Source organism: Paraburkholderia caribensis, assembly GCF_002902945.1.
Classification (GTDB): Bacteria; Pseudomonadota; Gammaproteobacteria; order Burkholderiales; family Burkholderiaceae; genus Paraburkholderia; species Paraburkholderia caribensis.
Window position 1 is genome coordinate 499,188 of the sequence record NZ_CP026102.1, and the last position, 26,355, is coordinate 525,542.

Annotated in this window: 25 protein-coding genes and 1 pseudogene; 18 read left to right on the forward strand and 8 right to left on the reverse strand. The window is 62.6% G+C overall.

Features of this window, described 5'->3' with window-relative positions; genetic code table 11:
- Positions 1-149: 149 nt before the first annotated feature.
- Positions 150-620, forward strand: a complete 471-nt coding sequence (locus C2L66_RS18655) for a ribonuclease (RefSeq protein ID WP_054932762.1) — start codon at positions 150-152, stop codon at positions 618-620.
- 263 nt (positions 621-883) lie between these two features.
- On the opposite strand, the gene C2L66_RS41680 is transcribed toward C2L66_RS18655, so the two are convergent.
- A complete protein-coding gene (locus C2L66_RS41680) occupies positions 884-1,372 on the reverse strand; it encodes a hypothetical protein (protein ID WP_227245267.1) in 489 nt (162 codons plus the stop codon).
- Between the two features lie 115 nt (positions 1,373-1,487).
- Between C2L66_RS41680 and C2L66_RS18665 the strand changes: the two genes are divergently transcribed.
- The 3 genes from C2L66_RS18665 (at position 1,488) to C2L66_RS18675 (ending at position 3,626) form a co-directional block, all read left to right on the forward strand.
- Positions 1,488-1,889 carry a hypothetical protein gene (locus C2L66_RS18665; RefSeq protein WP_060603873.1) on the forward strand — a complete coding sequence of 134 codons (402 nt, stop codon included), beginning with the start codon at positions 1,488-1,490 and terminating at the stop codon, positions 1,887-1,889.
- A gap of 428 nt (positions 1,890-2,317) precedes the next feature.
- Positions 2,318-2,521: a cold-shock protein gene (locus C2L66_RS18670; RefSeq protein WP_036000361.1), complete on the forward strand. Its 204-nt coding sequence runs from the start codon at positions 2,318-2,320 to the stop codon at positions 2,519-2,521.
- 400 nt (positions 2,522-2,921) lie between these two features.
- Positions 2,922-3,626, forward strand: coding sequence for a transcriptional regulator NanR (locus C2L66_RS18675; protein ID WP_060603870.1), 705 nt, complete (start codon positions 2,922-2,924; stop codon positions 3,624-3,626).
- Between the two features lie 182 nt (positions 3,627-3,808).
- Here the strand turns inward: C2L66_RS18675 and C2L66_RS40695 are convergent, their stop codons facing one another.
- The 3 genes from C2L66_RS40695 to C2L66_RS18685 all read right to left on the reverse strand — a co-directional run bounded on the left by C2L66_RS40695 (position 3,809) and on the right by C2L66_RS18685 (position 5,203).
- The gene (locus tag C2L66_RS40695) at positions 3,809-3,946 is read right to left on the reverse strand and encodes a hypothetical protein (protein ID WP_156516666.1); all 138 of its coding nucleotides are present in this window, start codon (positions 3,944-3,946) and stop codon (positions 3,809-3,811) included.
- Positions 3,947-4,060: 114 nt separating this feature from the next.
- Positions 4,061-4,321, reverse strand: coding sequence for a hypothetical protein (locus C2L66_RS18680; protein ID WP_231950130.1), 261 nt, complete (start codon positions 4,319-4,321; stop codon positions 4,061-4,063).
- A gap of 324 nt (positions 4,322-4,645) precedes the next feature.
- Positions 4,646-5,203: an RDD family protein gene (locus C2L66_RS18685; protein ID WP_224101935.1), complete on the reverse strand. Its 558-nt coding sequence runs from the start codon at positions 5,201-5,203 to the stop codon at positions 4,646-4,648.
- Positions 5,204-5,389: 186 nt separating this feature from the next.
- Here C2L66_RS18685 and ku point away from each other — a divergent pair, with 186 nt between their 5' ends.
- Both ku and C2L66_RS18695 read left to right on the forward strand, forming a co-directional pair.
- Positions 5,390-6,325: a non-homologous end joining protein Ku gene (gene ku / locus C2L66_RS18690; RefSeq protein ID WP_054932757.1), complete on the forward strand. Its 936-nt coding sequence runs from the start codon at positions 5,390-5,392 to the stop codon at positions 6,323-6,325.
- Entirely contained in the window at positions 6,322-7,164 is an 843-nt protein-coding gene (locus tag C2L66_RS18695; RefSeq protein WP_060603864.1) for a tetratricopeptide repeat protein, read from the forward strand. The genes ku and C2L66_RS18695 overlap by 4 nt, the downstream gene beginning before the upstream one ends.
- Positions 7,165-7,304: 140 nt before the next feature.
- Here C2L66_RS18695 and C2L66_RS18705 read toward each other — a convergent pair whose 3' ends face one another.
- On the reverse strand, positions 7,305-7,616 hold the full coding sequence (locus C2L66_RS18705; RefSeq protein WP_036000452.1) for a hypothetical protein: 312 nt from the start codon (positions 7,614-7,616) through the stop codon (positions 7,305-7,307).
- Between the two features lie 516 nt (positions 7,617-8,132).
- Between C2L66_RS18705 and C2L66_RS18710 the strand changes: the two are divergent.
- The 8 genes and pseudogenes from C2L66_RS18710 to C2L66_RS41690 all read left to right on the forward strand — a co-directional run.
- Positions 8,133-8,870, forward strand: a pseudogene (locus C2L66_RS18710) (MetQ/NlpA family ABC transporter substrate-binding protein); the annotation flags it as partial.
- Positions 8,871-8,939: 69 nt separating this feature from the next.
- Positions 8,940-10,097, forward strand: coding sequence for a methionine ABC transporter ATP-binding protein (locus tag C2L66_RS18715; protein WP_054932754.1), 1,158 nt, complete (start codon positions 8,940-8,942; stop codon positions 10,095-10,097).
- The gene (locus tag C2L66_RS18720) at positions 10,090-10,746 is read left to right on the forward strand and encodes a methionine ABC transporter permease (RefSeq protein WP_060603861.1); all 657 of its coding nucleotides are present in this window, start codon (positions 10,090-10,092) and stop codon (positions 10,744-10,746) included. The genes C2L66_RS18715 and C2L66_RS18720 overlap by 8 nt, the downstream gene beginning before the upstream one ends.
- 338 nt (positions 10,747-11,084) lie before the next feature.
- The gene (locus tag C2L66_RS18725) at positions 11,085-12,782 is read left to right on the forward strand and encodes an ABC transporter substrate-binding protein (protein WP_060603859.1); all 1,698 of its coding nucleotides are present in this window, start codon (positions 11,085-11,087) and stop codon (positions 12,780-12,782) included.
- 1 nt (position 12,783) lies between these two features.
- Positions 12,784-13,713, forward strand: coding sequence for an ABC transporter permease (locus C2L66_RS18730; protein WP_054932751.1), 930 nt, complete (start codon positions 12,784-12,786; stop codon positions 13,711-13,713).
- Positions 13,710-14,570, forward strand: coding sequence for an ABC transporter permease (locus C2L66_RS18735; RefSeq protein WP_060603856.1), 861 nt, complete (start codon positions 13,710-13,712; stop codon positions 14,568-14,570). Before C2L66_RS18730 ends, C2L66_RS18735 begins: the two co-directional genes overlap by 4 nt.
- Positions 14,567-14,875, forward strand: coding sequence for an ATP-binding cassette domain-containing protein (locus C2L66_RS42285; protein ID WP_269465719.1), 309 nt, complete (start codon positions 14,567-14,569; stop codon positions 14,873-14,875). Before C2L66_RS18735 ends, C2L66_RS42285 begins: the two co-directional genes overlap by 4 nt.
- On the forward strand, positions 14,875-16,362 hold the full coding sequence (locus tag C2L66_RS41690; RefSeq protein WP_250636842.1) for an ATP-binding cassette domain-containing protein: 1,488 nt from the start codon (positions 14,875-14,877) through the stop codon (positions 16,360-16,362). The genes C2L66_RS42285 and C2L66_RS41690 overlap by 1 nt, the downstream gene beginning before the upstream one ends.
- A 520-nt stretch (positions 16,363-16,882) precedes the next feature.
- Here the strand turns inward: C2L66_RS41690 and C2L66_RS18750 are convergent.
- Positions 16,883-17,902: a LysR family transcriptional regulator gene (locus tag C2L66_RS18750; RefSeq protein ID WP_054932744.1), complete on the reverse strand. Its 1,020-nt coding sequence runs from the start codon at positions 17,900-17,902 to the stop codon at positions 16,883-16,885.
- 178 nt (positions 17,903-18,080) lie between these two features.
- Here C2L66_RS18750 and C2L66_RS18755 point away from each other — a divergent pair, with 178 nt between their 5' ends.
- From C2L66_RS18755 to C2L66_RS18770, 4 genes are read left to right on the forward strand one after another with little or no spacing between them, the layout of a single operon-like run.
- Positions 18,081-18,896, forward strand: coding sequence for an alpha/beta hydrolase (locus C2L66_RS18755; protein ID WP_060606928.1), 816 nt, complete (start codon positions 18,081-18,083; stop codon positions 18,894-18,896).
- A 30-nt stretch (positions 18,897-18,926) separates the two neighbouring features.
- Complete coding sequence (locus C2L66_RS18760; RefSeq protein ID WP_054932743.1) at positions 18,927-20,102, forward strand: efflux RND transporter periplasmic adaptor subunit; 1,176 nt, start codon at positions 18,927-18,929, stop codon at positions 20,100-20,102.
- Positions 20,103-20,147: 45 nt separating this feature from the next.
- Complete coding sequence (locus C2L66_RS18765) at positions 20,148-23,342, forward strand: efflux RND transporter permease subunit (RefSeq protein ID WP_054932742.1); 3,195 nt, start codon at positions 20,148-20,150, stop codon at positions 23,340-23,342.
- Between the two features lie 8 nt (positions 23,343-23,350).
- On the forward strand, positions 23,351-24,886 hold the full coding sequence (locus C2L66_RS18770) for an efflux transporter outer membrane subunit (RefSeq protein ID WP_060606925.1): 1,536 nt from the start codon (positions 23,351-23,353) through the stop codon (positions 24,884-24,886).
- Positions 24,887-24,959: 73 nt separating this feature from the next.
- On the opposite strand, the gene C2L66_RS18775 is transcribed toward C2L66_RS18770, so the two are convergent.
- A complete protein-coding gene (locus tag C2L66_RS18775; protein ID WP_233445005.1) occupies positions 24,960-25,457 on the reverse strand; it encodes a TetR/AcrR family transcriptional regulator in 498 nt (165 codons plus the stop codon).
- Between the two features lie 189 nt (positions 25,458-25,646).
- Entirely contained in the window at positions 25,647-26,351 is a 705-nt protein-coding gene (locus C2L66_RS18780) for a substrate-binding domain-containing protein (RefSeq protein WP_060603853.1), read from the reverse strand.
- Positions 26,352-26,355 lie beyond the last annotated feature (4 nt).

Here is a 26,355-nt window from a genome sequence, read left to right on the forward strand (position 1 = left end):
GCTTCTCGAACGCCATGAAGCGCGCATCAGCCTGGTCGCCGGGTAAAAAACGCCTATTTCCGGCCGGACATTGCTTCACTTTGCCATTAGCGATACCCTGAAATCGTTCATGAACGTCGAATGCCAGTCAACGCGGAGACAATCATTTCGTGAAGCGAGCATGGGCTTTCCCCTGCATCCTCGGCTTGAGCGTGATCCTGGGCGGATGCGGCAAGGGCGGATCGGGAAATGGTACTCAGGAACCGGGCGCATCCGCGAGTGAGGCGCAGGTTCAGCCTGGGCAAGCCGCGAGCGGCTCAAGCGCCGCATCGGGCGCGCAGGCGCCGAGCGCGCCTGCCGTCGTCACCAAGGCGCAGTTGCCGGCCGAAGCAGGCGAAACCCTGCGTTTGATCAAAGCGGGCGGCCCTTTCCCTTTTGGCGAGGACGGTGTTCTGTTCCGCAACAGCGCGGCATTGCTGCCGCAGCATCCACGCGGCTATTACCACGCATACACAGTTCGCACGCCTGGCTCAGCGGATCGCGGACTACGCCGTATCGTATGTGGTGGACCGCGCAAGCAGATCAGTGACTGCTACTACACCGACGACTACTACGCCAGTTTCAAACGCATTGCAGATTAGCGTGCGCCAATTGATTACGCCCCGAGCCTCTTATAAGGCAGGCTCGGTGCGTTATGTTTTCAGAGACCGTGCCGAAACGGCCTGATCAGTAGCAGGAGTAATCGAGACACGACCCGTCACAGACCAGCCTGAACATAGCGCGCATCTTCCGTTAACGCCGATACGCGCCTGCGCTGGGCTGCACTGATTTCCGTCTGACGAGGTTCATAGTCGAGGGCCTCTGCCGAGGCCTTCGACTACATTGCACCCGTCACTGCCGACAGCTAGTGCCCGTGTGCTTGCCGCAATTCGGCGGCTGTTTTCATTCGTTGACTGGCTGGGCCGACGTGAAACCCTGCGGCGATGACAAAGAGAACTCCAGCGACAGGCCAGACATAGATGGCAGTGGCGACGCCAAGCCAACATGCTTCGTGAGCTGGGTAGGCGTGGAGAGCCCAGAAAAAGAAGGCAACTGGCAACATCAGCAGGAACAGAGCCGACCGATTAAGAAAAGCTCCGACTGCCGCTTTCTTGTGTTTCTCAGATTGCATGCCTGTCTCCATGAGGAATGGCACTGAGGCATAGCGTCGCACAGCAGTGATTTCGCGAATACTTGGTGAAATCCCTACCGTATGCCAATTCGCCAGGCCGCCTGTCAGCGTGCAGCGCAACAATACGTCCACCGGTTCACGCGGACTGTGCACCAGATCGCCGCTTCGTTTTGCTTCATTTTCGTCGAGATGATTTGGAGTCCGGATGAATACGATGGGCACCGGTAAGCGGGGAGAAAATCCAGTCGCGATGTATTATTCCACCGTGGATACGCTGCTCCCTGGATGATGATTTCCTCGGGCACGTGTTCCGAGCATCCATGACGGGGAGTACATCATGGCAAGTGAATGGAAACGCCGGATGAGCTTGTTTGCCCAGCGTTTCTGGCAGCCCACCAGCGCCTGTATGACCTGCATGCCGGGGAGCTGGGGCAACATCTTGAGCCTTGTACATTGGGCGATTGCAGTCCAGACCGGACTGCTCACCGGAATTCTCGCGGTGCTGTTGACCTTCACGCCAGCCGCGAAACTCTACTCACATCGATATGGGAATGCGCTGATCGTCGGCTGTCTGACGACTTTGGGCGACGCATACTCGCATGCCAGTCACTACCGCCTTCCCGTTGTCGAGCACGTGGCGACGGGCGTCGTGTCCGGTCTGTTCGCGCTGGCCGCCTCATATCTTCTTGAAGACCGGGGCCGGCGAATCCGGGCCGCCTGGGCACGGGTTTTCGGATAGCTTGCGTCGACTGTCGGAGCCGTCCAGGTCCAGCCACCTTCGCAAGGATCGCGCTCCCGTCCGGACGAGGCGGGCAACAGGATAAATACGGGCGTTCGCTGAAAACTGACGACGCCGGTGACAAAATCCCCGATCGAACCCGTACCTCTGGCGTCGAACGGCCGCTTTGGGTAAATCTGAGGATCTGTTCACGATTGCCTTGCGTCTGACGGTGCGGCCCGCCTCGGTACACGGCATGAAGGGTCTCCGGACGGGAGCCGACGCCCTTTTATGCGTTCGAGATGACGCGCCGCGAGCAAGTTTCCAGTGTGAAAGCCCGCTCAGGCGCAAATGCTGATTGTGAGGAACCACGACTCCATGTTAAAAAGTGCATCGCACGGCTGGCGCGGCGCCAGCGACGCGCAACATCAATTTTGGGAATCTAGCAAATGGCAACAGGTACGGTGAAGTGGTTCAACGATGCAAAGGGTTTTGGTTTCATCACGCCGGACGGCGGTGGTGAAGACCTGTTCGCACATTTTTCGGAAATCCAGTCGAGCGGCTTCAAATCGCTCCAGGAAAACCAGAAAGTGACGTTTGAAGTGAAGCAAGGCCCGAAGGGCAAGCAAGCAGCGAACATCCAGCCGCAGTAAGGCGTTTCCGGCATCAGAAAATGACCCTTCGGGGTCATTTTTTTTGTCCTTGCGAAGCCAGAGTCCGGACGAAGCAGCCGCCGGAACGCCAATCCCGCCATTCCCGCCATTCCCGCCAACGCGCTGAACCGGCGACACGAACGCTCGCCCCACCGAAGCCTGTTCAATCTGATCCCACCTGCGCGACACCAGGCGAAAACCCTGGCTCGGTTCTCCTTATCGACTGTAACGCTGCTGGTGTGATGACATCATAACACCACAAGTGATGATGTGGATTGTGACGACGAGCACCAACGGCCGTCGGCTGGTTTCACGGTAATCCAGTGGCCATTTCTTTCTTCGCAAGAACCCACCGGTATATGGTATTGTCATTACACCAGAAGCTTGTCGCTGAAATGTAATGGGCGAGATCATCCCGCGTCGGAAGCTGTACCAGGAAGTGGTGGACCGTCTGATGGAGCGTATCCGCTCGGGCGAAATAGCGCCCGACGCGCAACTGCCGTCAGAGCGGGAACTGATGGAAATCTATGGCGTCGGCCGGCCTGCCGTGCGCGAGGCGCTGCAGACGCTCGAACGCTCGGGCATCGTCGAGATCGTGCATGGGGAGCGCGCGCGCGTCGTCGTGCCGACGGCCGACCGGCTGATCGGGCAAATTGCCAGCGGCGCGATGCATTTGCTGCGCACCGACCCGCAGATGCTCGAGCATCTCAAGCACGCGCGCCTCTTTCTCGAAACGGGCACCGCGCGCATGGCCGCCGAGCGCGCGACCGAAGAAGACGTGGCGCGACTGCAATTGAGCGTCGCGCAACACCGGGCGTCGATGGTCAATCTGGAAGAGTTTGTCGAGCGCGACATGGCGTTTCACCGCGAGATCGCGAGGATCAGCGGCAATCCGATTTTCCCGTCGATCGTCGAGTCGCTGTTCCGCTGGGCGGGCGAATATTATCGGCCGCTCGTGCGGGCGCCCGGCGCGGAAGAACTGACCTTGGCGGAGCATCAGCGCATCGTCGAAGCCATCGCGGCGCGTGACGGCGATGCCGCTGCGGAAGCCATGCACGCGCATCTGTCGCGCGCCAACCAGCTGTACCGCAAATTGAGCCAATAACGGCGGTACGGCCTGCAGCGAGGCAGTCAGACAAGGCGCGGGTATGCGGCTGCCGCGCGAATGGTTCGCGCAGTCGATGCGCCACTGAGCCGTTTCAGCCCTTGCCCGCCGTGTACAACGGCTCTCACTTCGTTCGCAAGCGCCGCCTAGACGGGGCCGCCCGCAAAACCGTCGCGATAGTCTCAGTGCGGGCGACGATGCGATTCGGCCATGATCTCGCACACTTCCAGATGGGTGCGCCATGCGTCGACGAAAAATTCGCGCACACGGGCGAAGAAACCGCCTTTCGCAGGCGTCGAGGTAGCAGTCGCGTAGCTCATTGCAAACTCCATTCAGGGTTATTGCCTAGGTATTAACCCTATAGTACACCCTCTATGGTGCATTGCAAAATAAAAATGCACGCGTACTGACACCACTTTGCGACGCAACTGCGACTACTGACGGGGCGTTGCGCCGTCGGCACCTTCACCGGATGTCATGCCGGGCATATCGGCTGTGCTCCCGGTCGCCTTTCGCGGCGTATCGCCGGGAGTCCGGTTCCATGGGCTCGTCACCGGCTCGCCGTGATACGTCATCCCGGCCGTCGCTGCGCCGTGAGCGCCGCCGCTGCCGTTTCCGCCGTTGCCGTTCCCGCCGGCTTGCGCGAACGTTGCCGCGCATCCGCACAGCGCGGCGACGCACGCTTGTACCAACATGACTTTCCGCGTTGCGTTTCTCATCACATGACTCCTGGGCGTGCCGGCGAACATTTGCATGTCGCCGGATTCAATGTGCCGCTGAACAGGATGCCTGCCTGGCGGCGACGTGCAAGCGCTCAGCGCTTTTCGCTTTCGATGCCCGTTGTGTGCCGCAGGCGCCCGACCACCGCCCGGCCGCGCCTTGGTCCCGTCGCGGGCATCGTTCTGATCTCGTATACGACGACCAGAATGCAATGGATGCAAAACGACTGCCCATCCCGGCAGGGGAAATTGACGTGAAGATGGGATTCCGACTCGTTACGCTCCGAGTATGAGAGTGGCTCAAGTCGCGGCGTGGTCGCGCGTTTCGTCCTCGACCACAGTCGTATTGGCTATCCGGTCATGCAACGCTTGCTTCCGCTCGTTGAACAGCACCCATAGAAATCCGGCGCCGCACGTCGCGAAGCTCAGGAGATATCCGAACGTGCGCAGGCCGGCTTGTCGCACGGTCATCGCGCGTCCGGTATCGGCGTCCACGATTCGAAGCCGCAACGCGCGTTTGCCTGGTGACGTGCCCCATACAGCCCACATCACGCCCGTCAACAGGATGGGAAGGCATTGCCCGATTGCCAGCCAGAACACGATGCTTCCAGCGTACGACTCGGGTGCCGCCAGGATGTCCTCTGTCGAAGGTCCGAGCGGGACGAACAGCACGACGGCTGTCCACCAGATTGAATCGATAGTCAGCGCGGCCGCGCGCCGCGAGTACGAGGCATATCGCATCGGAAGGAGGTGTGGGGGCGAACTCGGGCTCGATATGCGAAGGCTGTCGAGATTGTCCAGGCTATTCGCCAGTATGCCGGAGTGCGCGATACCGCCACCGCCGGACCCATGGCTCATGCGGGGCCGCGCCATTGAATGGGCAAGCGGCTGGTTGGTCGTAGAATAGGCACATCAAGTGCTCAACTGCTCGACGACCGGGCGCGGCACGATATCCAGTCAAGGCCGCGTCCACCCGCCCGGGCCGACAAGCCGGATATTCGTAGCATCCGTGCGACCGCATCCGGTGGCCACCAGGAGGATGTCATGGCAGCGCGTTCAATCGCATCTCTCACGCTTTCCTTCGGCCTCGTCTCCATTCCCGTGAAGCTGTATTCGGCAACCGAGACTGCGTCAGGAATCGGCTTCAATCTGCTGACGCCAGAGGGCGATCGCGTGAAGCAACAGTATATTTCCGAGGCCACGGGCGAAGTCGTGGCGCGGGTGGATATGAAGAAGGGCTACGAGTTCGAGAAGGGCCAGTTCGTCGTCTTCGCACCCGAAGAGCTCAAAGCCCTGGAAGAAGGTGCCTCGCACGTTGTAGAGATTGTCTCGTTCGTCCCGGAAAAATCAGTCGACCCGCTCTACTACGACAAGGCCTACTTCATCGCGCCCGACAAGCGCGGCGGCAAGCCATACTGCCTCCTGCAGCAGGCCATGCGAGAAAGCGAGCGCTGCGCCTTGGCCAAATGGTCGTACAAGGGCAAGACCCGTATCGTTCAGATCCGCCCGGCCGATGAAGGCATGGTGTTCCAGCAGTTATTGTTCGCAGACGAAGTGCGCGCACTGGCCGACTTGCACATCGAGCAGATCGCCGTGACGGATGCCGAGTTGCAACTCGCGCTGCAGATAATCGACCAGGTTTCAGAAGATGCTTATGATCCGTCGGCATACGAAGACGAGGAAAAGAAGCGGATTCTGGAAGCCATAGACCGCAAGATCGCCGGTAAGCAGATCGTCTCGCCAGAGGCGTCTGCCGAAGACACGGGCGCGCAGGTAATCGATCTCATGGAGGCGCTGCGCGCGAGCCTCAGCGCCAACAAGACGAAGAAAGCCGGGCAAGCGAAGACGCCTGCGTCGAAGAAAGTTGCGCCTGTCGATGTCGCGGTGCTGGCGAGCAAGCCCCGTCGGCCCGCCAGGCGAGCCGCATCCGCGCCTGAAGTCAAAGAAGCGCCGCCGGCAAAGGTTCGAGCTCGAAAGTGAGCAGGCGCAATCAATCACACGACTACTCGCTGCGCAGCCTTCAATCTTTGCTGGGCGTTTCGCGACGCGTGCTTTCCGGGCTAATCGAGGCCGGATTCGTCGAGCCTTCTCGCGGTCCGCGCAACGAGTTGCGATTTACGTTTCAGGACGTCGTGGTGTTGCGCACAGCATTCCAGTTGCAAGCAGCAAAAATCACATCGCGCAAGATTTTGCGCGCGCTTGCCAGGCTGAAGGCCGAACTTCCTGACGAGCTTCCTCTTTCCGGCATTCGTATCACGGCCGTCGGTGACACCATTGCGGTCAAGACGGGGCAATCTCAATGGGACGCGGCCTCAGGGCAGCATCTGCTCGATTTCGAGGTCGCCCCGCTCGGGGGCGAGGTTGCCTTTCTTGACGCCGCGCCCCGCACACTGCGAAGCAAAGAGCAGCAGGCCGAGGAATGGTTCGCGCTGGCCGAGCAGCTTGCCAGTTCAGATGTCGTCGGCGCCGAGCAGGCGTACCGCAAGGTGCTCGAACTGGCCGACGCACCGCACTACCACGCCTACACCAATCTTGGCGTGCTGCTTTGCGAGACCGAAACGCGCTGCGAAGAAGCGCTGGCCGTATTCGAGCGCGGGCTAGCGCATTTTCCGGACGATGCGCTGCTGCATTTCAACCGCGCTGTCGCGCTGGAGGAACTCAAACGCTACGCGCCGGCGATGGAAGCCTATGAGCGATGCCTCCAGCTCGACCCCGCCCATGCCGACGCGCATTTCAATCTTGCCCGCCTGAGTGAGATACGCGGCGACAGACAGGGACTCTTGCGGCATCTCAGCGCGTATCGCCGGCTCATCGGTTGATGGTGACTGCCATGCTCCGTCGCGCTTGTCCGAATGGTTACAGCTTGCTGGACTGTTCCTCTACCGCATCGCGCGTCGCGTCCCAGTAAGGCTGTTGCCGGTAGTATTGGTGGACGGACGCACAATGCGGGGCTGCCAAATCAGCTCCGCTTTCCTTTGAGCGTGAAGGGCGCCAACAGCGACTCGATGTCGAGTCGATGCCCTTGAAGAAGCAGCAATCGCGCATGGAGCACGGTGTTTTCAAGCACGAGCTTTGCGGTGCTCAGCAGATACAACGCATGAATATCGGAGACGGACATGCCCGTCTCCACGTTGTGGTGACGTTCAACGAGCGAACTGACAATCAGGCGGCGGAGTTCTTGCTCTCCAAACGGCAGGTCTGCGTAGTCGATGGGATCTTCTGCTTCAACTTCTCTAAGCATGTCGACAAGCGTTTCGGTGCTCACTTCCATGAGTCCTCCCCGGGACGAAGATCAAAGCTGGCGTGGCCATCAAACGTCATCCTGCGTCCACAGATTACTCATTCCATTAATGGTAGTCCAGCGGCGGCGTCGACGGTTGATTGTCGAATAGAGAACTTATATATCGCGTTTCGCGATTTCCATTTGCCAATCGCTTGGTAGACCGCTTTTTTGCGCCCCTCTATGATCGTTTGACCTCATCTGGAGAGAGGCGATGATTTACCCCAACACCCGTCCCATTTCCCACTGTCGGCGCTGATCCAGCGCGGCGGTCGTCCGCGCGCGGCGCTCAGCGCCGGCGGACACACAGTCTATCCGTGCATCGCGATTCCATCGAAGCGTGACCCGACACGCCCGTATTCGCACGTGCCCGGAACCGGAACATCCCCTTGTCGAGAGTAGAGCATGAGTCAATTTTTGTCTGCATTAAAGCGTGTCTTCCTTGCGCGGAACAGGCTGGCGATCCACGCCATCCTCGTTGCGTTCGCGTTCAATGGCGCTGGCGTTTTTGCTGCCGACACGCCGACCCTGAAGATCGGCACGGCAACCAGCCCGCAAATCGAAGCCTTGAAGATCGCGGCTCAGGAGGCCCGACAGCAAGGCCTCGACGTCAAGATCATCGAATTCACGGATTGGAACACGCCGAATGCGGCACTCGCCAACAAGGACATCGACGTCAACTACTTCCAGCACATTCCGTTCCTCGAAAACGCGAAGAAGCAGGGCGGCTACGACTTCGTGCCGATCGCGCCCGGCACCATCATGAAGATCGGTTTGTATTCGAAGAAGGTCAAGCGCTTTGAAGATCTCAAGGACGGTGCGACGGTTGCGATTGCGAACGACCCCGTCAACGGCGGTCGCGGACTGTTGCTGCTGCAACGCGCCGGACTCATCAAGCTGAAACCGGGCGTCGACTATCGCGCGACCACGCTGGATATCGTCGATAACCCGAAGCATCTGAAGATCGTTGCGCTCGAAGCGTCACAGTTGGCGCGGTCGCTCGACGACGTCGATCTCGCGCAGGGCTATCCGAGCTTCATCAAACTCGCGGGCACGACCGACCCGAATAGCGCATTGCTCTTCGACGGCCTCGAAAACAAGAACTTCGCCATTCAATGGGTGGTGCGTCCGGAAAGTGTCAATGACCCACGCATCCGCAAGTTCATTTCGATCTATCAGCATTCGCCTGCCGTGCGCGCCGCGCTCGACAAGGCGTTCGGCAATCTGTACGCCGTTGCCTGGTGATGCCACGTTCAATGCGGGCCGTGCGCGCTGCGCTCGCATGAACCAGCCGCCTGAAAAGGAACCGACGACATGACCCATCTGCTCGACGTAGCGGGTTTCATCGAAGAAAGCCCGGCGCTTGCCGTCAAGCCGGCGCCGCAGGACGACACCGCGCCCGCCGTCGTCTTCGACGATGCAGGCAAGGTATTTTCCACGCCACACGGCGAGCATGCAGTCGCGTTGGCGAAGGTGCGACTGGATGTCCGCCGTGGCGAAATATTCGGCATTATCGGCCGCAGCGGCGCGGGTAAATCGACATTGCTGCGTCTCGTCAATGGACTCGAAAAGCCGACCTCGGGCGCGGTGCGCGTGAACGGCGTGAGCGTCGGCGAACTCGACGAGCGCGGGCTCGTTGCGTTGCGGCGGCGCATCGGCATGGTTTTCCAGCACTTCAATCTGTTGTCGGCGAAAACCGTGTACGACAACATCGCGTTGCCGCTCAGGATCGCGGGCGTGCCCAAGGCGGCCATCGAGAGCAAGGTCTCGGCGCTGCTCGAACTCGTCGGCCTGTCGGCCAAACGCAATGCGTATCCGGCGAGTCTTTCGGGCGGACAGAAGCAACGCGTCGGCATTGCACGCGCGCTGGTGCACGATCCCGACATTCTGCTGTGCGACGAAGCGACCTCCGCGCTCGACCCGGAAACGACGCAGTCCATTCTCGCGCTGCTGCGCGATATCAACCGGCGTCTCGGCCTCACGGTCATCCTCATCACGCACGAGATGGCCGTGATACGCGAGGTGTGCGATACCGTTGCCGTGATCGAACAGGGTGCCGTCGTCGAAACGGGGGCCGTGTGGCGCGTGTTCGGCGCGCCGCAACACGACGCGACGCGCGCGCTGTTGCGCACGCTGGTGCACGATCTTCCCGACGATCTCGCCGCACGCCTCAAGCCCGCGAGCGCCGATGCATTGCCGCGCGACGCCACCGATATTCTGCTCGACGTGCGTTACACGGGCGCCAACGGTCACGATCCGGACCTCGCGGCGCTGAGCGCGGCGTTGACCGTGGACGGCGGCCGCGTCAGCTTCCTGCACGGCGGCATCGATCGCATTCAGGGTCATGCACAGGGACGGCTCGTGGTGGCGGCGCAATTGGCCGGTCCCGGGCCGTTCGCGAGCCACATCGCCGCGTTGATCGAACGTGCGCGGCGACACGCGGATCACGTGGAGGTACTCGGCTATGTCTGAACTCTGGCTTTCGGAACTGACGGGCGCGATTCGCGACACGGTGCTGATGGTCGGCATTTCGGCCGTCGTCGCGCTGATCGTCGGCATTCCGCTCGCGCTGGTGCTGGTCACGACCACGCGCGGCGGCATCTATGAACGGCGCGCGGTGAATTCGACACTCGGCGCGCTGGTCAATGCATTTCGGTCGACGCCCTTCATCATTCTGCTCGTCGCGCTGTTGCCGCTCACGCGCGTGCTGGTCGGCACGACGATCGGCGTATGGGCCGCGATCGTGCCGCTTTCCATCGCGGCGATTCCGTTTTTTGCGCGCGTCGCGGAAGTGAGCCTGCGCGAGGTGGATCGCGGTCTCGTCGAAGCGGCCCAGGCGATGGGCGCGCAGCGCCGCCACATCATCTGGCATGTGTTGCTGCCGGAAGCACTGCCGGGCATTCTGGGCGGCTTCACGATCACGGTTGTCGCGATGATCGGCTCGTCGGCGATGGCGGGCGCCGTCGCCGCGGGCGGGCTCGGCGATCTGGCGATCCGCTACGGCTACCAGCGTTTCGACACGACTGTGATGGTGACGGTCATCGTGTTGCTGATCGCGATCGTCACGGCCGTACAGTTTGCCGGCGACCGCCTGGTCCGCCGGCTTGCGCAACGCGCATGAAGACGACGACTCAACGGATCTGAGCGTCTGTGCGGCCAGGCATTTCGACGCGGCTACGTTGGTGGCCATTCGCAGTGCCGCGTTGGACGCTTTCACCCGCAGCGTGCCGGTTAGGATATCTCGCGCTTTGCAATTGAGTGGCGCTGCTAAGCGAATGGCTATTCTCATCAAATAGAGAACATCGCGGACAGGGTCGGCGCGATATTGGCGTAAATCAACACCCAAGCGAGCGCGCGTTGCTCCTTGCTTGCGTGCCAGCTATCGATAGCAAGATTGATTCGTTGGAGAACGCGAAAGTCTTTACTTACGCTGTGGGATTACTCTCCCAACTCCGACCGATGATTCACGACGCTTCCACCCGCACACGCACGTTCGACCTGAAGAAAACCGCTTTCGCCTTACTCGGCACCCTGGCCGCCAGCGCTTTACTCGCGATCAGCGGCTGCAGCAAATCGGACGCCGACACGACAACACAACGCGCCCAATCATTGAAGCCTGTCGCGGGCGGCACGCTGACATGGGGCGTGACGACCGAACCGGCGTGTTTCGATCCGCATCGCGCGTCACAGCAGAACGCCTTCTGGGTCATCCGCAACTACATCGATTCGCTGATCAGCAAGAAGACGGACGGCACCTACGCGCCCTGGCTCGCAAAATCGTGGACCGTGGCCGACGACGGCAAGAGCTACACGTTCAACTTGCGCGACGACGTGCATTTCACCGACGGCACGCCGTTCGATGCGAACGCCGTGAAAGCCAACTTCGATTACATCCTGAAGAACGTCAGTACGACGTCGGCATCGGCTTCGTTGCTGGTGCACTTCGATCATGTCGAAGTGGTGTCGCCGTATGTCGCGCGTCTCGTGATGGAACAGCCGGATTCCACCACGCTGGAATCGCTGTCGAGCGTGAAGCTCGGCTTCATCTCGCCCAAGGCGCTCGCGGAAAACAAGGATCTGTGCGGCGGCGGTCCCGGCATCGTCGGCACGGGGCCGTTCGTGTTCAGTGCCTACCAGCGCGGACAATCGGCGACCTTCACGCGCAACGCCGACTACAAATGGGCGCCGGAGAACGCGCAGCATCAAGGGCAAGCCTGGCTCGAACAGGTGACGTACCGCTTTCTTCCCGAGGCTGCCGTGCGCACGGGCGCGCTCAGTTCGGGTCAGGTCGATCTGATCGAAGGCGTGCAGCCGACGGACGCCGCCGTATTCGACAAGGTGGATGGCTTCCAGTACCTGACGGGTCCGTCCGCGACGACCTCCTTCACGCTGAACATCAACTACACGGTCGCGCCCGCGATCGATGTCAACGTGCGTCGTGCGCTGCGCGACGGCTTCGATCTCGATGCGATCGTCAAGAGCGTCTATCTCGGCACGGTGCAGCGCGCATGGTCGAACATCGGGCCCGACAATCCCGACTACAACGCCGAGCTCAAGCATTCGTGGGGCAACGACATCAAGCAGGCCAACCGTCTGCTGGACGAAGCAGGGTGGACGACGCGCGACAGCGAGGGCTTTCGCACGAAGGACGGCAAGCGGCTGTCGATCGAAGTCGGCTACCCGCAGCCCTATGTGCGCGATAGTCGCGACGTGCTGATCCGCGCCATCCAGTCGGCGCTGCGGCAGAACATCGGCCTCGATCTCGGGCTGCGCATCACCACGGCGGGCGACTTCGCGAACCAGAAGGCGACGGGCAACTGGACCATCTACCCGAACACCGACAATCCGTCGGATGTCGCGATGGAACTGTGGGACATGCTCGGCGACCAGGGCTTCCTCTATAACGCGATCAAGACGCCCGACGCGACCATCGTCGATACGATCAACCGGGCGCGGCTGCTGCCCATCGGCGACGAGCGGCGCAAGCTGCTCGCGTTCGTGCAGAAGCGTGCGGTCGACGAAGCGTTCATCGTGCCGCTGTTCGCGCCCGCTTACCATCTCGCGGCGAAGTCGACGGTCCACGGCGTGGGCTTCGAGCCGCAGCTCGACGGACCGGCGAGTGCGTACGACATCTGGGTCGACAGGCAGGGAGGCTGATGTGCTGAAGCAGATCGTCACGCGCGTGTTGACGGGCGTACTGGTGATGTGGCTTGCGGCGACCACGGCCTTCCTCGCGATCCATGCGCTGCCGGGCCGGATCGAGGACGTGCTGGCGGGCGACCTCGCGTATCCGGGCCTGCGCGAGGCGATCGCCGCGCAGTGGGGCCTCGATCACAGTCTGCCGTGGCAATACGGAGAGTTCCTGCTGCGTCTCGCGCGCGGCGATCTCGGCACGTCGTTCGTCATGCAGCAGCCGGTGCTCGCCGTGCTCGGCAGCCAGTTGTGGCCGACCATCCAGCTCGCGTGCGCGGCGGGCGTGCTCGCCATCGTGCTTGCGCTAGTCGTCGCGACCTCGACGGCGGGTGTCGCGGCGGGACGCGGCGCGTGGGCAAGCCGCCTCGCGTCGGCGCTGGAACTGCTGTTCACGTCGTCGCCCGTGTTCTGGCTCGGGCTGTTGCTGCTGATCGCGTTCTCGTTTCACTGGCGGCTGTTTCCGGTGTCGGGCGCGGCCGGCTGGCGCTCGCTCGTGCTGCCCGCCGTCACGCTCGCGCTGCCGACGGCAGGCGTGCTGTCGCAGGTCATGCGCGAGGCGCTGGAGTCCGTCTTCGAACGGCCCTTCGTGACGACGGTGCGAGCGCGCGGCGTATCCGGCTTCGCGCTGCGCACGCGGCATGTGTTGCGGCATGCGTTGTTGCCCGTCGTCACGCTGGGCGGCTGGCTGATCGGCGGGCTGCTGGGCGGCGCCGTGATCACCGAGAAGATGTTCGGCCGTCCCGGCGTAGGCAGCGTGACGCTGACGGCGGTGACGTCGCAGGACGTGCCCGTCGTGCTCGCCGTCGTGCTGCTGGCCGCCTTCGTGCATGTCGCGATCTCGACGCTGCTCGACGTGCTGTATCTGTTCATCGATCCGAGGCTGCGCACATCATGAGCGATCTCTCATCTGTCGCCGTCGCATTGCAGCGGCAGTCACGGCTTGCGGCGCGGCTGCCGGCAGCCGTGCTGGTGTCGGCGGCGTTTCTCGTCGCGCTCGCTTTGGCGATGGCCTTTCCGCACGTCGTCACGCCTTACGATCCGCTCGTCAGCGATGTCGCGCACGCGATGCAGGCGCCCAGCCTCGATCACTGGTTCGGGACCGACCGCATCGGCCGCGACGTGTTTGCGCGCGTCGTGTATGGCGCCCGCTATTCACTGCTGATCGGGCTCGCCAGCATGATCGTCAGTCTGCTGATCGGTCTCGTGGTCGGCATGACGGCGGGGCTCGGGCGGCGCGCCGTCGACGAGAGCGCGTCGCGCGTGTTCGACGTGCTGTCGGCCTTTCCTCCCGTTCTGCTGTCGCTGTTCGTCGTGACCTTTCTCGGTCAGGGCATCGTCAACATCGCGGTGGCCGTCGGCATTGCGGGCATTCCCAAGTTCGGCCGCGTGCTGCGTGCGCAGACGCTGGTGGTGCGCCGCGCCGATTACGTGACGCATGCCGTCGTGTGGGGCCTGTCTCGCCGCCAGGTGTTTCTGCGCCACATCCTGCCGAACGTGCTGGCGGCCGTGCCCGTCATCGCGACCATCGATATCGGCAGCGCGATCATCGCCGTCTCCGGTCTCAGCTTCCTCGGTCTCGGCCCGCAGCCGCCGACGCCCGAATGGGGCGTGATGCTCGCCGAAGGCCGCGACGTGCTGCGCGTCGCGTGGTGGCCGAGCGTGTTTCCCGGCATGGCGATCACGCTGACGGTGGTGGCGTTTTCCGTGATCGGCAAACATCTGTCCCGCGTCTATGGAGTCAAAGCGCGATGAAGCACGATTTCTCCACCGCGCGCACGCTCGTCGACGTGCGCGGACTCGAGATCGGTTTTGCCGATGCGAACGACGGCCAGCCGCTGGTGCGCGGCGTCGATCTGACGATTCGCGCGGGCGAATGCGTGGCGCTGGTCGGCGAGTCGGGCTCGGGGAAGAGCTTGACGGCACGCAGCCTGATCGGCCTTGCCGGCCACGGCGCCCGAATCGCCGCGCGGCAGTTCGTGATCGACGGACGACACGCATTGCAGTTCCGCGAACGCGACTGGCGCGGCGTGCGCGCGGCGGCTTCGCGGGCCTCGTGATGCAAGATGCGCTGGTGTCGCTCGATCCGTTGCGCACGGTCGGCGCCGAGATCGAAGAGACGCTTGCCTTGCACTCGCCGTCCGGCTCGCGCAAGGCACGCCGGGCGCGCGTGCACGAGACGATGCGCGACGTCGGCATGCCCGAGCCGGAGCGCCGCGCCCAGCAGTATGCGCACGAGCTGTCGGGTGGCTTGCGGCAACGGGCGTTGATCGCGTCGGCGATCGTTGCGGGCCCCGCACTGGTGATCGCCGACGAGCCGACCACCGCGCTCGACGTGACCGTGCAGGCCCAGATTCTCGACGTGCTCGCCGCGCGCCTGCGCGAGGGCGTCGGCATGTTGCTGGTCTCGCACGATCTGGCCGTCGTGGCGGAGGTGGCGGACCGCGTGCTGGTCATGCATCGCGGCGAGGTCGTCGAAAGCGGGGCGACGCACGACGTGTTGACGAATCCCGCGCATGCCTACACGCGCCGGCTGATCGCCGCGCAGCCGGCCGCGCATTCGCGCGGGCAGCGGCTGACGTCGGCGCGTTTCGACGCGGGCGCGCACAGCGCGTCGCAGGGGCGTGCCGATGCTGCGTCGCTGATCGTGCGCGACCCGTTGCCGCCACGGCAAAGCACGGCGCGCGAGACGCTGTTGCAGGTCGAAGCGCTGGGCAAGCGCTATGGGCGGCGCGGTGCGCGCTACGGGACGGCGGGCGGTGCAGCGGACGCGGGCGATTTCGTCGCGCTCGACGACGTGTCGTTCGACGTGCAGCGCGGCGAAGTGGTCGGCATCGTCGGCGAATCGGGTTCGGGCAAGAGCACCTGCGCGAAGCTCGTGTTGGGACTCGCGACGCCGTCGGCGGGCCAGGTGCGCTTTCTCGGCGCGCACTGGAACGGCGAGGGCGCGCGCGAACCGGCGCGCCGCGCGCTGCGCTCGAAGCTGCAGTACATTCCGCAAGACCCGCTCAGTTCGTTCGATCCACGCTACTGCGTGCGGCAACTGCTGGAGGAAGCGCTGTCGACGGCGGGCCTGGGCGCGCAGCAAGTGCGGGATCGCGCTGTCGAACTGCTGGAGCAGGTCGGGCTGGATGCGCGTTATCTCGAACGGCGGCCGCTCTCGCTGTCGGGCGGACAGCGGCAGCGCGTGGCGATTGCTCGCGCGCTTGCTCCGCAGCCGGCGCTGATCGTTTGCGACGAGCCCGTGTCGGCGCTCGATGTGTACGTGCAGGCGCAGGTGCTCGATCTGCTCGGCACGTTGCAGGCGGAACTGGGCTTGTCCCTGCTGTTCATTTCGCACGATCTCGACGTGATCCGGCATGTCAGCGATCGTGTGCTCGTGTTCAAGGACGGACGCGTTGTCGAAGCGGGTGATGCACAGCGGCTCTTCGTCGCGCCACGTCATGCGTACACGCGGCTGCTGATGTCGTCCGCGCCGTCGCTGCGGCGCGCGAAGGAGGAGGGCAGTGCCGGGCGCGCGCGCGAGGTTGAACCGCTGGCGGGATAAGCGCTGGGCCGCGAATGCCGGGCGGCGGACAGTCACGCGGTTTCCGGAGTGCGCGCGACTCTCGCGCGCACCTCGGACGAGTCTTAACGCACGATACGAATGGGAGGCGAATAGGAGCTAACCGTTGTATCGCCACTCCCACCCGTTTGCGACGTGCCGTTCGGGTCTCCGCCGAAGCCCGCTTCGTCCACGGCTGCTGAATGACCCGGCGTGCTAAGGCTCAGTGGCGAGGGGCTGCCCCGGTCCGTAACGACTGGCGCCGTGCGTACCGGCGGTTGATCGAGCGGTTGACTCGCCTGCGCAAATGTAGACAGCGGGGTGGCGAAGATTGCCGCGATGGCGAGCGCTTGAACTGTCGATTTCATCGTGAAGTAGTGAGGTTGGAGATGGACGGACACCATTGCCCACAGCGTGAGCGCAAGTGTATGAAGCGACACCCGAGCGAAAAAGATGCGCGTGCCGACATCTGGGTTCGGATTGAGTGAAAAGTCGTCGCGATTGAGTTCATGGATAGCGGCGATCAGGTGCTGACTGCCATGTCCATTTCATCGGAATCGACCGTGTCGGCGAGGCGCGGCGATTGGCTTGCGACCACACGGACGTCGCGGGTCCCGTCAACCGGTGGACGGTTACGCGCGAATGCAAGCGGGGACTGGGCGCAGATTTCCGCCACCCATTCGACGAACACCCGGACCTTCGGAGCGAGATGCCGGTTGTGCGGATAGACGGCAGACAACGGCATGGAGCGGACTTTCCACGGCGCGAGTATTTCTTTGAGCTCCCCCGCTTCGATGTGCGATGCAAGCATGAACGAGGGCGCCTGAATGATGCCCGCGCCGTTGACGCCGCACATCACGTAAGCGTCCGCATCGTTGACGGCGAGGCCGCCATTCATTTTCATATCGCGGCTTTCGCCGTTCACATCGAAGTTCAAGCCGAGGGTTCGACCCGTACGGCTGGAAAAATAGTGCACCGCGACGTGTTGCTCCAGTTCTTCGAGTGAGCAAGGCTCGCCGTAGCGGGCGAGATAGGCCGGACTGGCGGCAGTGATGGTCGACAAGGCGCCGAGCCGCCGTGCGACCAGCGTCGAATCGTCCAGATTGCCGACGCGCAGCGCACAGTCGACTCCTTCCTGAATCAGGTCCACGTGCCGGTCGCCGAAACCCAGCATCAACTCGACGTGCGGATACCGCTCGCGAAATTCTTCAAGGCGTGGCATCACGATCAGGCGTCCCAGCGAACCGGGCATGTCCACTCTGAGTTTGCCCCGAGGACCTTTGACGACGTTGGCGAGGCTGTCCTCGATCTCGTCGATGTCGGCGAGCACCCGCACGCAGCGTTCGTAGTATCCCGCGCCTTCTGGCGTCAGATTCAGGCGGCGCGTGGTTCGCTGCATCAGGCGCGTGTGCAGATTCGCTTCCAGATTCTTGATGATGGTGGTGGCCGACGCACGCGGAATGTCCAGAGCGTCCGCTGCGCGGGCGAAGCTGTTCATCTCGACGACCTTGGTGAAGACCTTCATCGCCAGGAGCTTGTCCATATTCCCTTACCTCACACAAATCAGCTGCAACTTGCTTTCGGACGCGGCAGGGCTGCGGATAGCTGTGATTCTTCGGCTGCCGTGAATAGTGTTCTGGATTATAACCATTTATCTGTTTTTCGTCTTCGGACAGAATGGCATGCATCGAAACATCCCGGAAGGCGCAGGCCTGCAGGCTATGTCAATCAATGTCGAACAGGCGATCGAAATTCAGAACGTGGATCTGGAAGGCCACGCACAGGCCATCCGGTTGCGTACCTATCGTCCTCCAGGCAGGCGCGACGCGTTGCCTGTCATATTTTTCTTTCACGGCGGCGGATTCGTTAAAGGAACGCCCGAGCAGTCCGATCCGACGTGCTCGCAGATTGCGCGTCAGGCGCATGCGCTGGTCGTTTCAGTGGGTTACTCGCTGGCGCCGGCCTTTCCGTTTCCCACTGCGCTCCACGACGGATTCCTCGCTGCACAGTGGCTCGTCACCCATGCGCGCGCACTTCATGCCGACGCGAAGCGAATGGCTGTTGCCGGGCACGACGCGGGCGGCAATCTGGCGACAGGTCTCGCGGCAATGGTCCGCGATCGGGCCTCTTTCCGTTTTTGCGCCCAGGCGCTGGTTGCGCCGCTGCTCGATCCGAGCATGACGCGCTTTCCTGATCTGGATGATGAAATAACACTAGATATGTGCGCAGAGGAATGCGCGTCCGGATATCGGGCCTATCTGCCGTTGGCGTCTCTGAGGCTTCATCCCTACGCCGCGCCGATCGAATCGCTGCGTCTGGCGGGGCTGCCTGCTGCATTCATCGCAAGCGCGGCGAACGACCTGATGCACGTGGAGGCCGAGCGGTACGCCGCCGGGCTGATCGCAGCGGGCGTGCCCACCACGGTGACACGCTACCGCGGCGTCGCGCACTACGAACTGGCGTCACGACAGGAAGTCATCGCTGACGTTGCCGCCTTCTTCAGTAAAGAACTTGGCACTGCGCCGAAGCGTTCCTGATTCATGTAACCAGAAAAATGGAGTTTGAAAATGCCGTCAAAGCGTAGGCTGGTTGCCGCCAGCGCGGTCTTGCTGGTCATCGTCGCGGGTACTGCGGCGACATATCACGTGCGCGGCAGCGCGCCCCTGAGCGACGCTGCCGCCGCTGCGGCGCCGCCGGCTGCGGACGTGGATGTCGCGCCCGTGGTCTCGCAGACCATCACCGACTATCAGGCCTACTCGGGCCGCATCGAGGCCATCAACAACGTGGAGATCCGGCCGCTCGTGTCCGGAACGATCGTCGCCGTCCACTTCCACGACGGCGCGACGGTCAAAAAGGGCGACCTGCTCGTTACGATCGACCCGCGCCCGTATCAGGCGGAGGTCGACCGCGCGGCCGCGCAACTCGCTTCGGCGGAGTCGCGCAATGGTTATGCGGCGGCCGACTGGGCTCGCGCGCAAAGGCTGCTGACGGACAACGCCATTGCCAAACGCGACTACGACCAGGCGCAGAACGCAAATCGGGAAGCCCTGGCCGCCGTGAAGGCGGCCAGGGCCGCGCTCGAAGCGGCGCAGATCAATCTCGGCTACACCGCCATCACGGCGCCCGTGTCGGGACGCGTATCCCGTGCGGAATTGACGGTAGGCAACATCGTTTCGCCGGGGGCCAATGCGCCCGTGCTGACCACGCTGGTGTCGACGTCGCCCATCTATGCGTCATTCGATGTCGACGAGCAGACGTACCTGCGCTTTCTCAGTCGCGACTCGAAAGTGACGGTGCCTGTCTCCGTGGGTCTCGCTAACGAGACGGGCTATTCGCGGCAGGGCGTGATCGATTCCGTGGACAACCGGCTCGACACCAGTTCCGGGACGATTCGCGTGCGCGCGCGTTTCGGCAACGAGGATGGCGTGCTGGTCCCCGGCCTTTACGTGCGGGCCCGCGTTGGCGGCGGTGTGCCGCATCAGGCAGTGCTGGTCAGCGACGCAGCCATCCAGACCGACCAGGACAAGAAGTTCGTGCTGCTGGTGGACGCGGAGAACCGGGTCCGATACCGCGAAGTCAAGCTGGGCGACCAGCACCAGGGTTTGCGCGTCATCACGGGCGGCCTGCAGCCGGGAGACCGTGTCGTCGTGAACGGCATACAACGCGTTCGCCCGGGCGATCCCGTCAAGCCCAACCCGGTGCAAATGTCGGGCGACACCGCCTCCACGACAAGGGCTTCCTGAGTGCGCACATTGCGCATGGCCCTTCATGCCTAGCCAGAGAATGTCATGAACCTCTCCAAGTTTTTTATCGAACGCCCGATATTTGCGGCGGTGCTGTCAGCCATGATCTTGCTGGCGGGGCTGATCTCGATGGTGAATCTGCCCATCTCCGAATATCCAGGCGTAGTGCCTCCGTCCGTCGTGGTGACGGCGCAATATCCCGGCGCCAATCCGAAGGTGATTGCCGAAACGGTTGCGTCGCCGCTCGAAGAACAGATCAACGGTGTCGAGAACATGCTGTACATGCAGTCGCAGGCGAATAGCGACGGCACGCTCACCTTGACGATCACGTTCAAGCTCGGCACGAATCCCGACCTCGCGCAGCAGCAGGTGGAAACGCGTGTGAACCAGGCGCTGCCGCGCTTGCCCGAGGACGTGCAACGCCTCGGGGTCACGACGATCAAGTCGTCGCCGACGCTCACGATGGTTGTCCACCTTGTTTCGCCGAGCGAGAAATACAACAGCACGTATCTGCGCAACTATGCGCTGATCAACGTTCGCGACCGGCTCGAACGTATTCCCGGCGTCGGCCAGGTGACGTTGTGGGGCTCCGGCGACTATTCGATGCGCGTGTGGCTCGATCCGCAGAAAGTAGCCGAGCACAACATGACCGCCAACGATGTCGTAACGGCGATCCGCGACCAGAACCTTCAGGTGGCGGCCGGCCAGGTGGGTGCGTCTCCGTCGACGCCCGATGCACCGCTGCAACTGAATGTGAATGCGCAGGGCAGACTCGAGACCGAAGACGAATTCCGCGACATCGTCCTGAAGACATCGGCCGATGGCGCAGTGACGCGCCTCAAGGACGTCGCGCGAGTGGAAATGGGCGCGTCCGAATATGCGCGCCGCTCGCTGCTGAACAACAAGTCGGCGGTCGCGATGGCTATCTTCGAGCTGCCGAATGCGAACTCGCTGGACATCTCGGAGCATGTTCGCGATGCGATGAAGCAACTCCAGGCCGACATGCCGGAAGGCGTGAAGTACGACATCGTCTATGACCCGACGCAGTTCGTGCGTTCGAGTATCCACGCGGTGATTCATACGCTGCTGGAAGCCGTCGCACTCGTCGTGCTGGTCGTCATCGTGTTCCTGCAAACGTGGCGGGCGTCGATCATCCCGCTGCTCGCCGTTCCCGTTTCGATTGTCGGCACGTTCTCACTGTTGCTCGCATTCGGCTTCTCGATCAATGCGCTGTCGCTGTTCGGCATGGTGCTGGCAATCGGCATCGTGGTCGACGACGCGATCGTGGTGGTCGAGAACGTCGAACGCAATATCGCTACGGGCCTGACGCCGAAGGAAGCGACCCATCAGGCAATGCAGGAGGTGAGCGGGCCGATTATCGCCATTGCCCTGACGCTGATTGCCGTGTTCGTGCCGCTCGCTTTCATGAACGGCTTGACGGGCCAGTTCTACAAGCAGTTCGCGATGACCATTGCGATCTCGACGGTCATTTCCGCATTCAACTCGCTGACGCTTTCGCCCGCGCTTTCCGCGCTGTTGCTCAAAGGGCATCACGACCCGAAGGACTGGCTCACGCGCGCGATGGATCGGGTGTTCGGTCCGTTCTTCAACGCGTTCAACAAGGTCTTTCATCGCGGCTCCGAGTCGTATAGCCACGGTGTGTCGAAGGTCGTCAACCGCAAGGTCGTCATTCTGGCGATCTATGCCGTGCTGCTGGGGCTGACCGTGCTGATGAGCAAGGTCGTGCCGGGTGGATTCGTTCCCGTTCAGGACAAGCAGTACCTGGTCGCTATCGTGCAGTTGCCCAACGGCGCGTCGCTCGACCGCACGGAAGATGTGGTGCGCGAAGTCGGGGAGATCGCGTTGAAGACGCCCGGCGTCGAATCGGCCGTGCAGTTCCCCGGCTTGTCGATCAACGGCTTCACCAACTCGTCGAGTTCGGCTGTCATCTTCTTCGGGGAAACGCCATTCGAAGAGCGTAAGGGCAAGTCGATGAACGGACTGAGCATTGCCGCCGAGCTGAACAAGCGGCTGTCTGGCATCAAGGGGGCGTTCGTCGCGGTGTTTCCGCCGCCGCCCGTTCTCGGTCTGGGCACGCTGGGCGGCTTCAAGCTTCAGATCGAAGACCAGCAGGCGCAGGGCTATACCGCGCTCAACAACGCGACCCAGTCGTTCCTCAAAGAGGCCGCGAAGACGCCTGAACTCGGCCCGGCGTTCTCGACGTACCAGATCAATGTGCCGCAAGTGAATGTCGCTGTGGACCGCGTGAAGGCCAAGCAATTGGGCATCTCCGTGAACGACATTTTCAGCACGATGCAGGTGTATCTCGGTTCGTTCTATGTGAATGACTTCAACCGGTTCGGCCGCGTCTACCAGGTGCGCGTGCAGGCGGATGCGCCATTCCGCGCGCACATGGACGACATCGGATTGCTGAAGACGCGTAACGACAAGGGAGAGATGGTGCCGTTGTCCACTCTCGTGAAAGTCACGCCAACCTACGGTCCTGACTCGGTGGTCCGATACAACGGCTATACGGCGGCGGATATCAACGGCGGTCCCGCGCCGGGTTATTCGTCGGGGCAGGCCCAGGCCGCCATCGAAAAGGTCGCGGCGAAGACGTTGCCGCGAGGCATGAAGTTCGAATGGACCGATCTGACGTATCAGCAGATTCTTGCGGGCAATGCGGCGCTCTGGGTGTTCCCGATCAGCGTTCTGCTCGTCTACATGGTGCTGGCCGCGATGTATGAAAGCCTCACGTTGCCGCTCGCCATTCTGATGATCGTACCGATGAGCGTGCTGTCCGCACTGCTCGGCGTCTGGTTGACTCACGGCGACAACAACATCTTCACGCAGATCGGCCTCATGGTGCTGGTCGGGTTGTCCGCGAAGAACGCGATCCTGATTGTCGAATTTGCCCGGGAACTGGAGATGGAAGGGCGCTCGATCGTGCAGGCCGCGATCGAAGCCAGCCGGCTGCGTTTGCGGCCGATCCTGATGACGTCGTTCGCGTTCATCATGGGTGTGGTGCCGCTGGTCGTGTCGAGCGGCGCGGGTTCGGAGATGCGTCACGCGATCGGTATTGCGGTGTTCTTCGGGATGCTGGGCGTCACCCTGTTCGGCTTGCTGCTGACACCCGTCTTCTATGTCGTTCTGCGAAAGCTCGACAGGAAAGAGCACATCGTGGACAAGCACGGACATCACCCGCACGTTCGCGGTGTCGATGCTTCCGTCGAAGCGTGAGGATCATCATGTCGAACAATAGAACGAAGGCTGTCCTCTGGAGCTCGTTGACGCTGTTGAGCGCGGCCCTTCTGACGGCCGGTTGCTCGCTGGCGCCGGAGTACAAGGTGCCGGCTTCGGCTGCCTCCGCGGCTTTCAAGGAAACGCCCGTCACGACGGCAACGGCCGCAACGCAAGGGCAGGCGGGCGCGTGGAAAATCGCGCAACCGTCGGACCAGATTCCGCGCGGGAAGTGGTGGGTGATTTTCGATGATCCCGCTCTCGACGATCTGGAAGAACAGGCGCTCGCCGCCAACCAGAATCTGGCTGCGGCTGCGGCGCGCCTCCAGGAAGCGCGCGCGCTCCAGCAGGCGACCCGCGCTGGCCTGTTTCCGACTATCGACGCAGGCTTTGGACCCACCCGGGAAAAGGTTTCGCCCGCTTCGCAGTTACAGCCGGACGGTGGGAACATTCCGGCACAGACCTTGTGGCGCGCTCAGGCGACGGCGAGTTATGAAGTGGACCTGTTCGGACGGGTATCCGACGCGGTGCGGGCGAGCCGCGCGGAGAGCGAACAATCGGCGGCGCTGCTGCGCTCGGTTCAGCTCTCGTTGCAGGCGGATGTCGCTGCGAACTACTTCAAGGTCCGCGAGCTGGACGCGGAACTGCAGGTCTACGCGCAGAACGTGTCGCTTCGCGAGCAGGCGCTGAAACTCGTGCAGTCGAAGTTCGGTGCAGGCGACATCGCCGAACTCGATGTCGCCCGCGCCAAAGCCGAACTGGCAACGGCACGTTCCGACGCGATGACGGCGGAGCGACAACGGGCGACGGCCGAGCACAGTCTCGCGGTTCTTCTGGGCAAGGCGCCGTCCGAATTCTCGATGGCATCGAACCCGTTGCGGCCCGTGCAGATTCGCATTCCGCCAGGCTTGCCGTCCGCGCTGCTGGAGCGGCGGCCCGATATTGCGGCTGCCGAACGGGCCATGGCAGCGGCAAATGCGCGAGTCGGCGTGGCGAAGGCGGCGTATTTCCCGGCGCTGTCGATAACGGGCGCAGCGGGATTCGAGTCCGCGACGCTGGCAGACCTGTTCAAATGGTCCAGCCGGGCGTTCATTCTCGGACCGCTGGCGGGCACCGCGCTGACCGTGCCGATTTTCGACGGAGGCCGTCGCGCGGGGAATCTCGCGAACGCGCGGGCCGTGTTCGACGAGGACGTGGCGAAGTATCGTCAGCAGGTGCTGCAGGCTTTTCAGGAGGTCGAAGACAACCTGTCGGACTTGTGGATACTCGAACAGCAGGTTCAGACGCAGGATGAGGCCGTGCAGGCGTCGTCGCGGGCTGCAACGATCTCGCGCACGCAGTATCGGGAAGGCGCCGTCAACTATCTCGATGTGATCGACGCCGAGCGCACCGTGCTTCAGTCGCAAACCACGGCCGTGCAACTCACCGGTCTTCAGGCGGCGGCGACTGTCAATCTGGTTCGCGCGCTCGGTGGCGGATGGGGTGATGACGTGACCGTCGGCTCCATCGATACGACGCGGGCGGAGTCGACCGGGCGGCAGTGAAGCGCGGGCGATCAGCATGAGAAAAGCGGCGAGCGCGCCTTTGCGCGATGCTCGCCGCTTCTTCAGATCTCCGCTATTTTGCGGCGCGTTTCGGCGACAGCAGTTCGAGTATCTGGCTTAACACGCCGTCGAGAATCTGCTTCGAAAGCTTGGGGTCCGTTACGGCGCGCGACAGTGCAACTGCGCCGACACACGCGCTCAGGACGAAATGCGCTTCGGCGCGCTTGTCCGCGCTGTCTTCGGTCGGGATGGCTTTTGCGATCAGCTCGGCCATGCGCTTGACACGGTTCGTATAGGCCGCGCGCGCGTCGTCCGTGCTGCGGCTCATATCGTTCACGAGCGTTGAAACGGGACAACTATTCGACACCTCGTCACGATGCGCATCGGAGAGGTACATGCGCATCGCTTGCCGGGGCGAGGTGACCATCGCCGCTTCCCAGGGCTCGACGTCGCGCAGGGCGTGCTCGAAGGCCTCGGCGATGAGCTCGTCGCGGGAAGCAAAATGCCGGTAAAAACCGCCTACAGTGAGGCCCGCATCTTTCATCAGGTCAGCGATGCTGATGCCGTCCAACCCCTGTTCGCGGAAGCGTTTGGCAGCGGCATCGACGATACGTTGATGGGTGGCAATCTTGTCAGCTTGCGAATGTCCCATGTCTTCGGCTCCCACGGATCAAGAGGATTATTATAATCCTGATCGGGTTGCGTCGGGGCTGCGGCTGGTCCCGGTCGAATCGGCGTCGTCCGATGTTCGCCATGACAGTCAGACAGGCGCCATTCCGTGCGCGATTTTCACTTCATTGCCGTCCGCCGAAACGAGATGGTTCAGCAAAGCTTTAGCGGCTTCCTGCCGTTCCGACGATGCGCAAATAGCCGCTGAAAACACCGTGACAGCCTGGATGGCGGCTGGAAGCATGCCGATTATGTCGATGCCGGGTTCGTGGACAAGTTCGCTGAGCTGCTGGAAACCGAGTTCGACCGTTCCTTGTGCAACGAGACTGCCGACGGGCACGCCGGGCCGCGCCTCGACGATACGATCCGCGATGACGTCGGCAATACCCCATTGACGAAGCAGATTGACCATATGCGTCCCGCTCGGTCCCGTCGAATACCCGATGGTCCGGGCGCGCAGCACGGCATCGCGCACAGCGGATTCTGAACTGAGGTCCCGACGCGGCTCCCCGTGTTTGACGGCGACGGCCACCTCCGAACGCGCGACGCCGACGCGGCTCGCAGCGATGATGTGACCATTGCGCTCCAGCCGGTCGAGTGCTTCGGATGCGAGAACGACCACATCGAAACGCTCGCCTTCCTGAATGCGACGGGCCGCTTCAACCCCGCCTGCCGACACGATCGAAACGCGCTGCCCGGACGCAGCCTCGTACGCTTGCGCCAGCTGCGTCAAAACATGACGCGTCGCCATCGACGATATGACGGTCAATGAATCACGCGAAGTATCAGTCGGCATACCC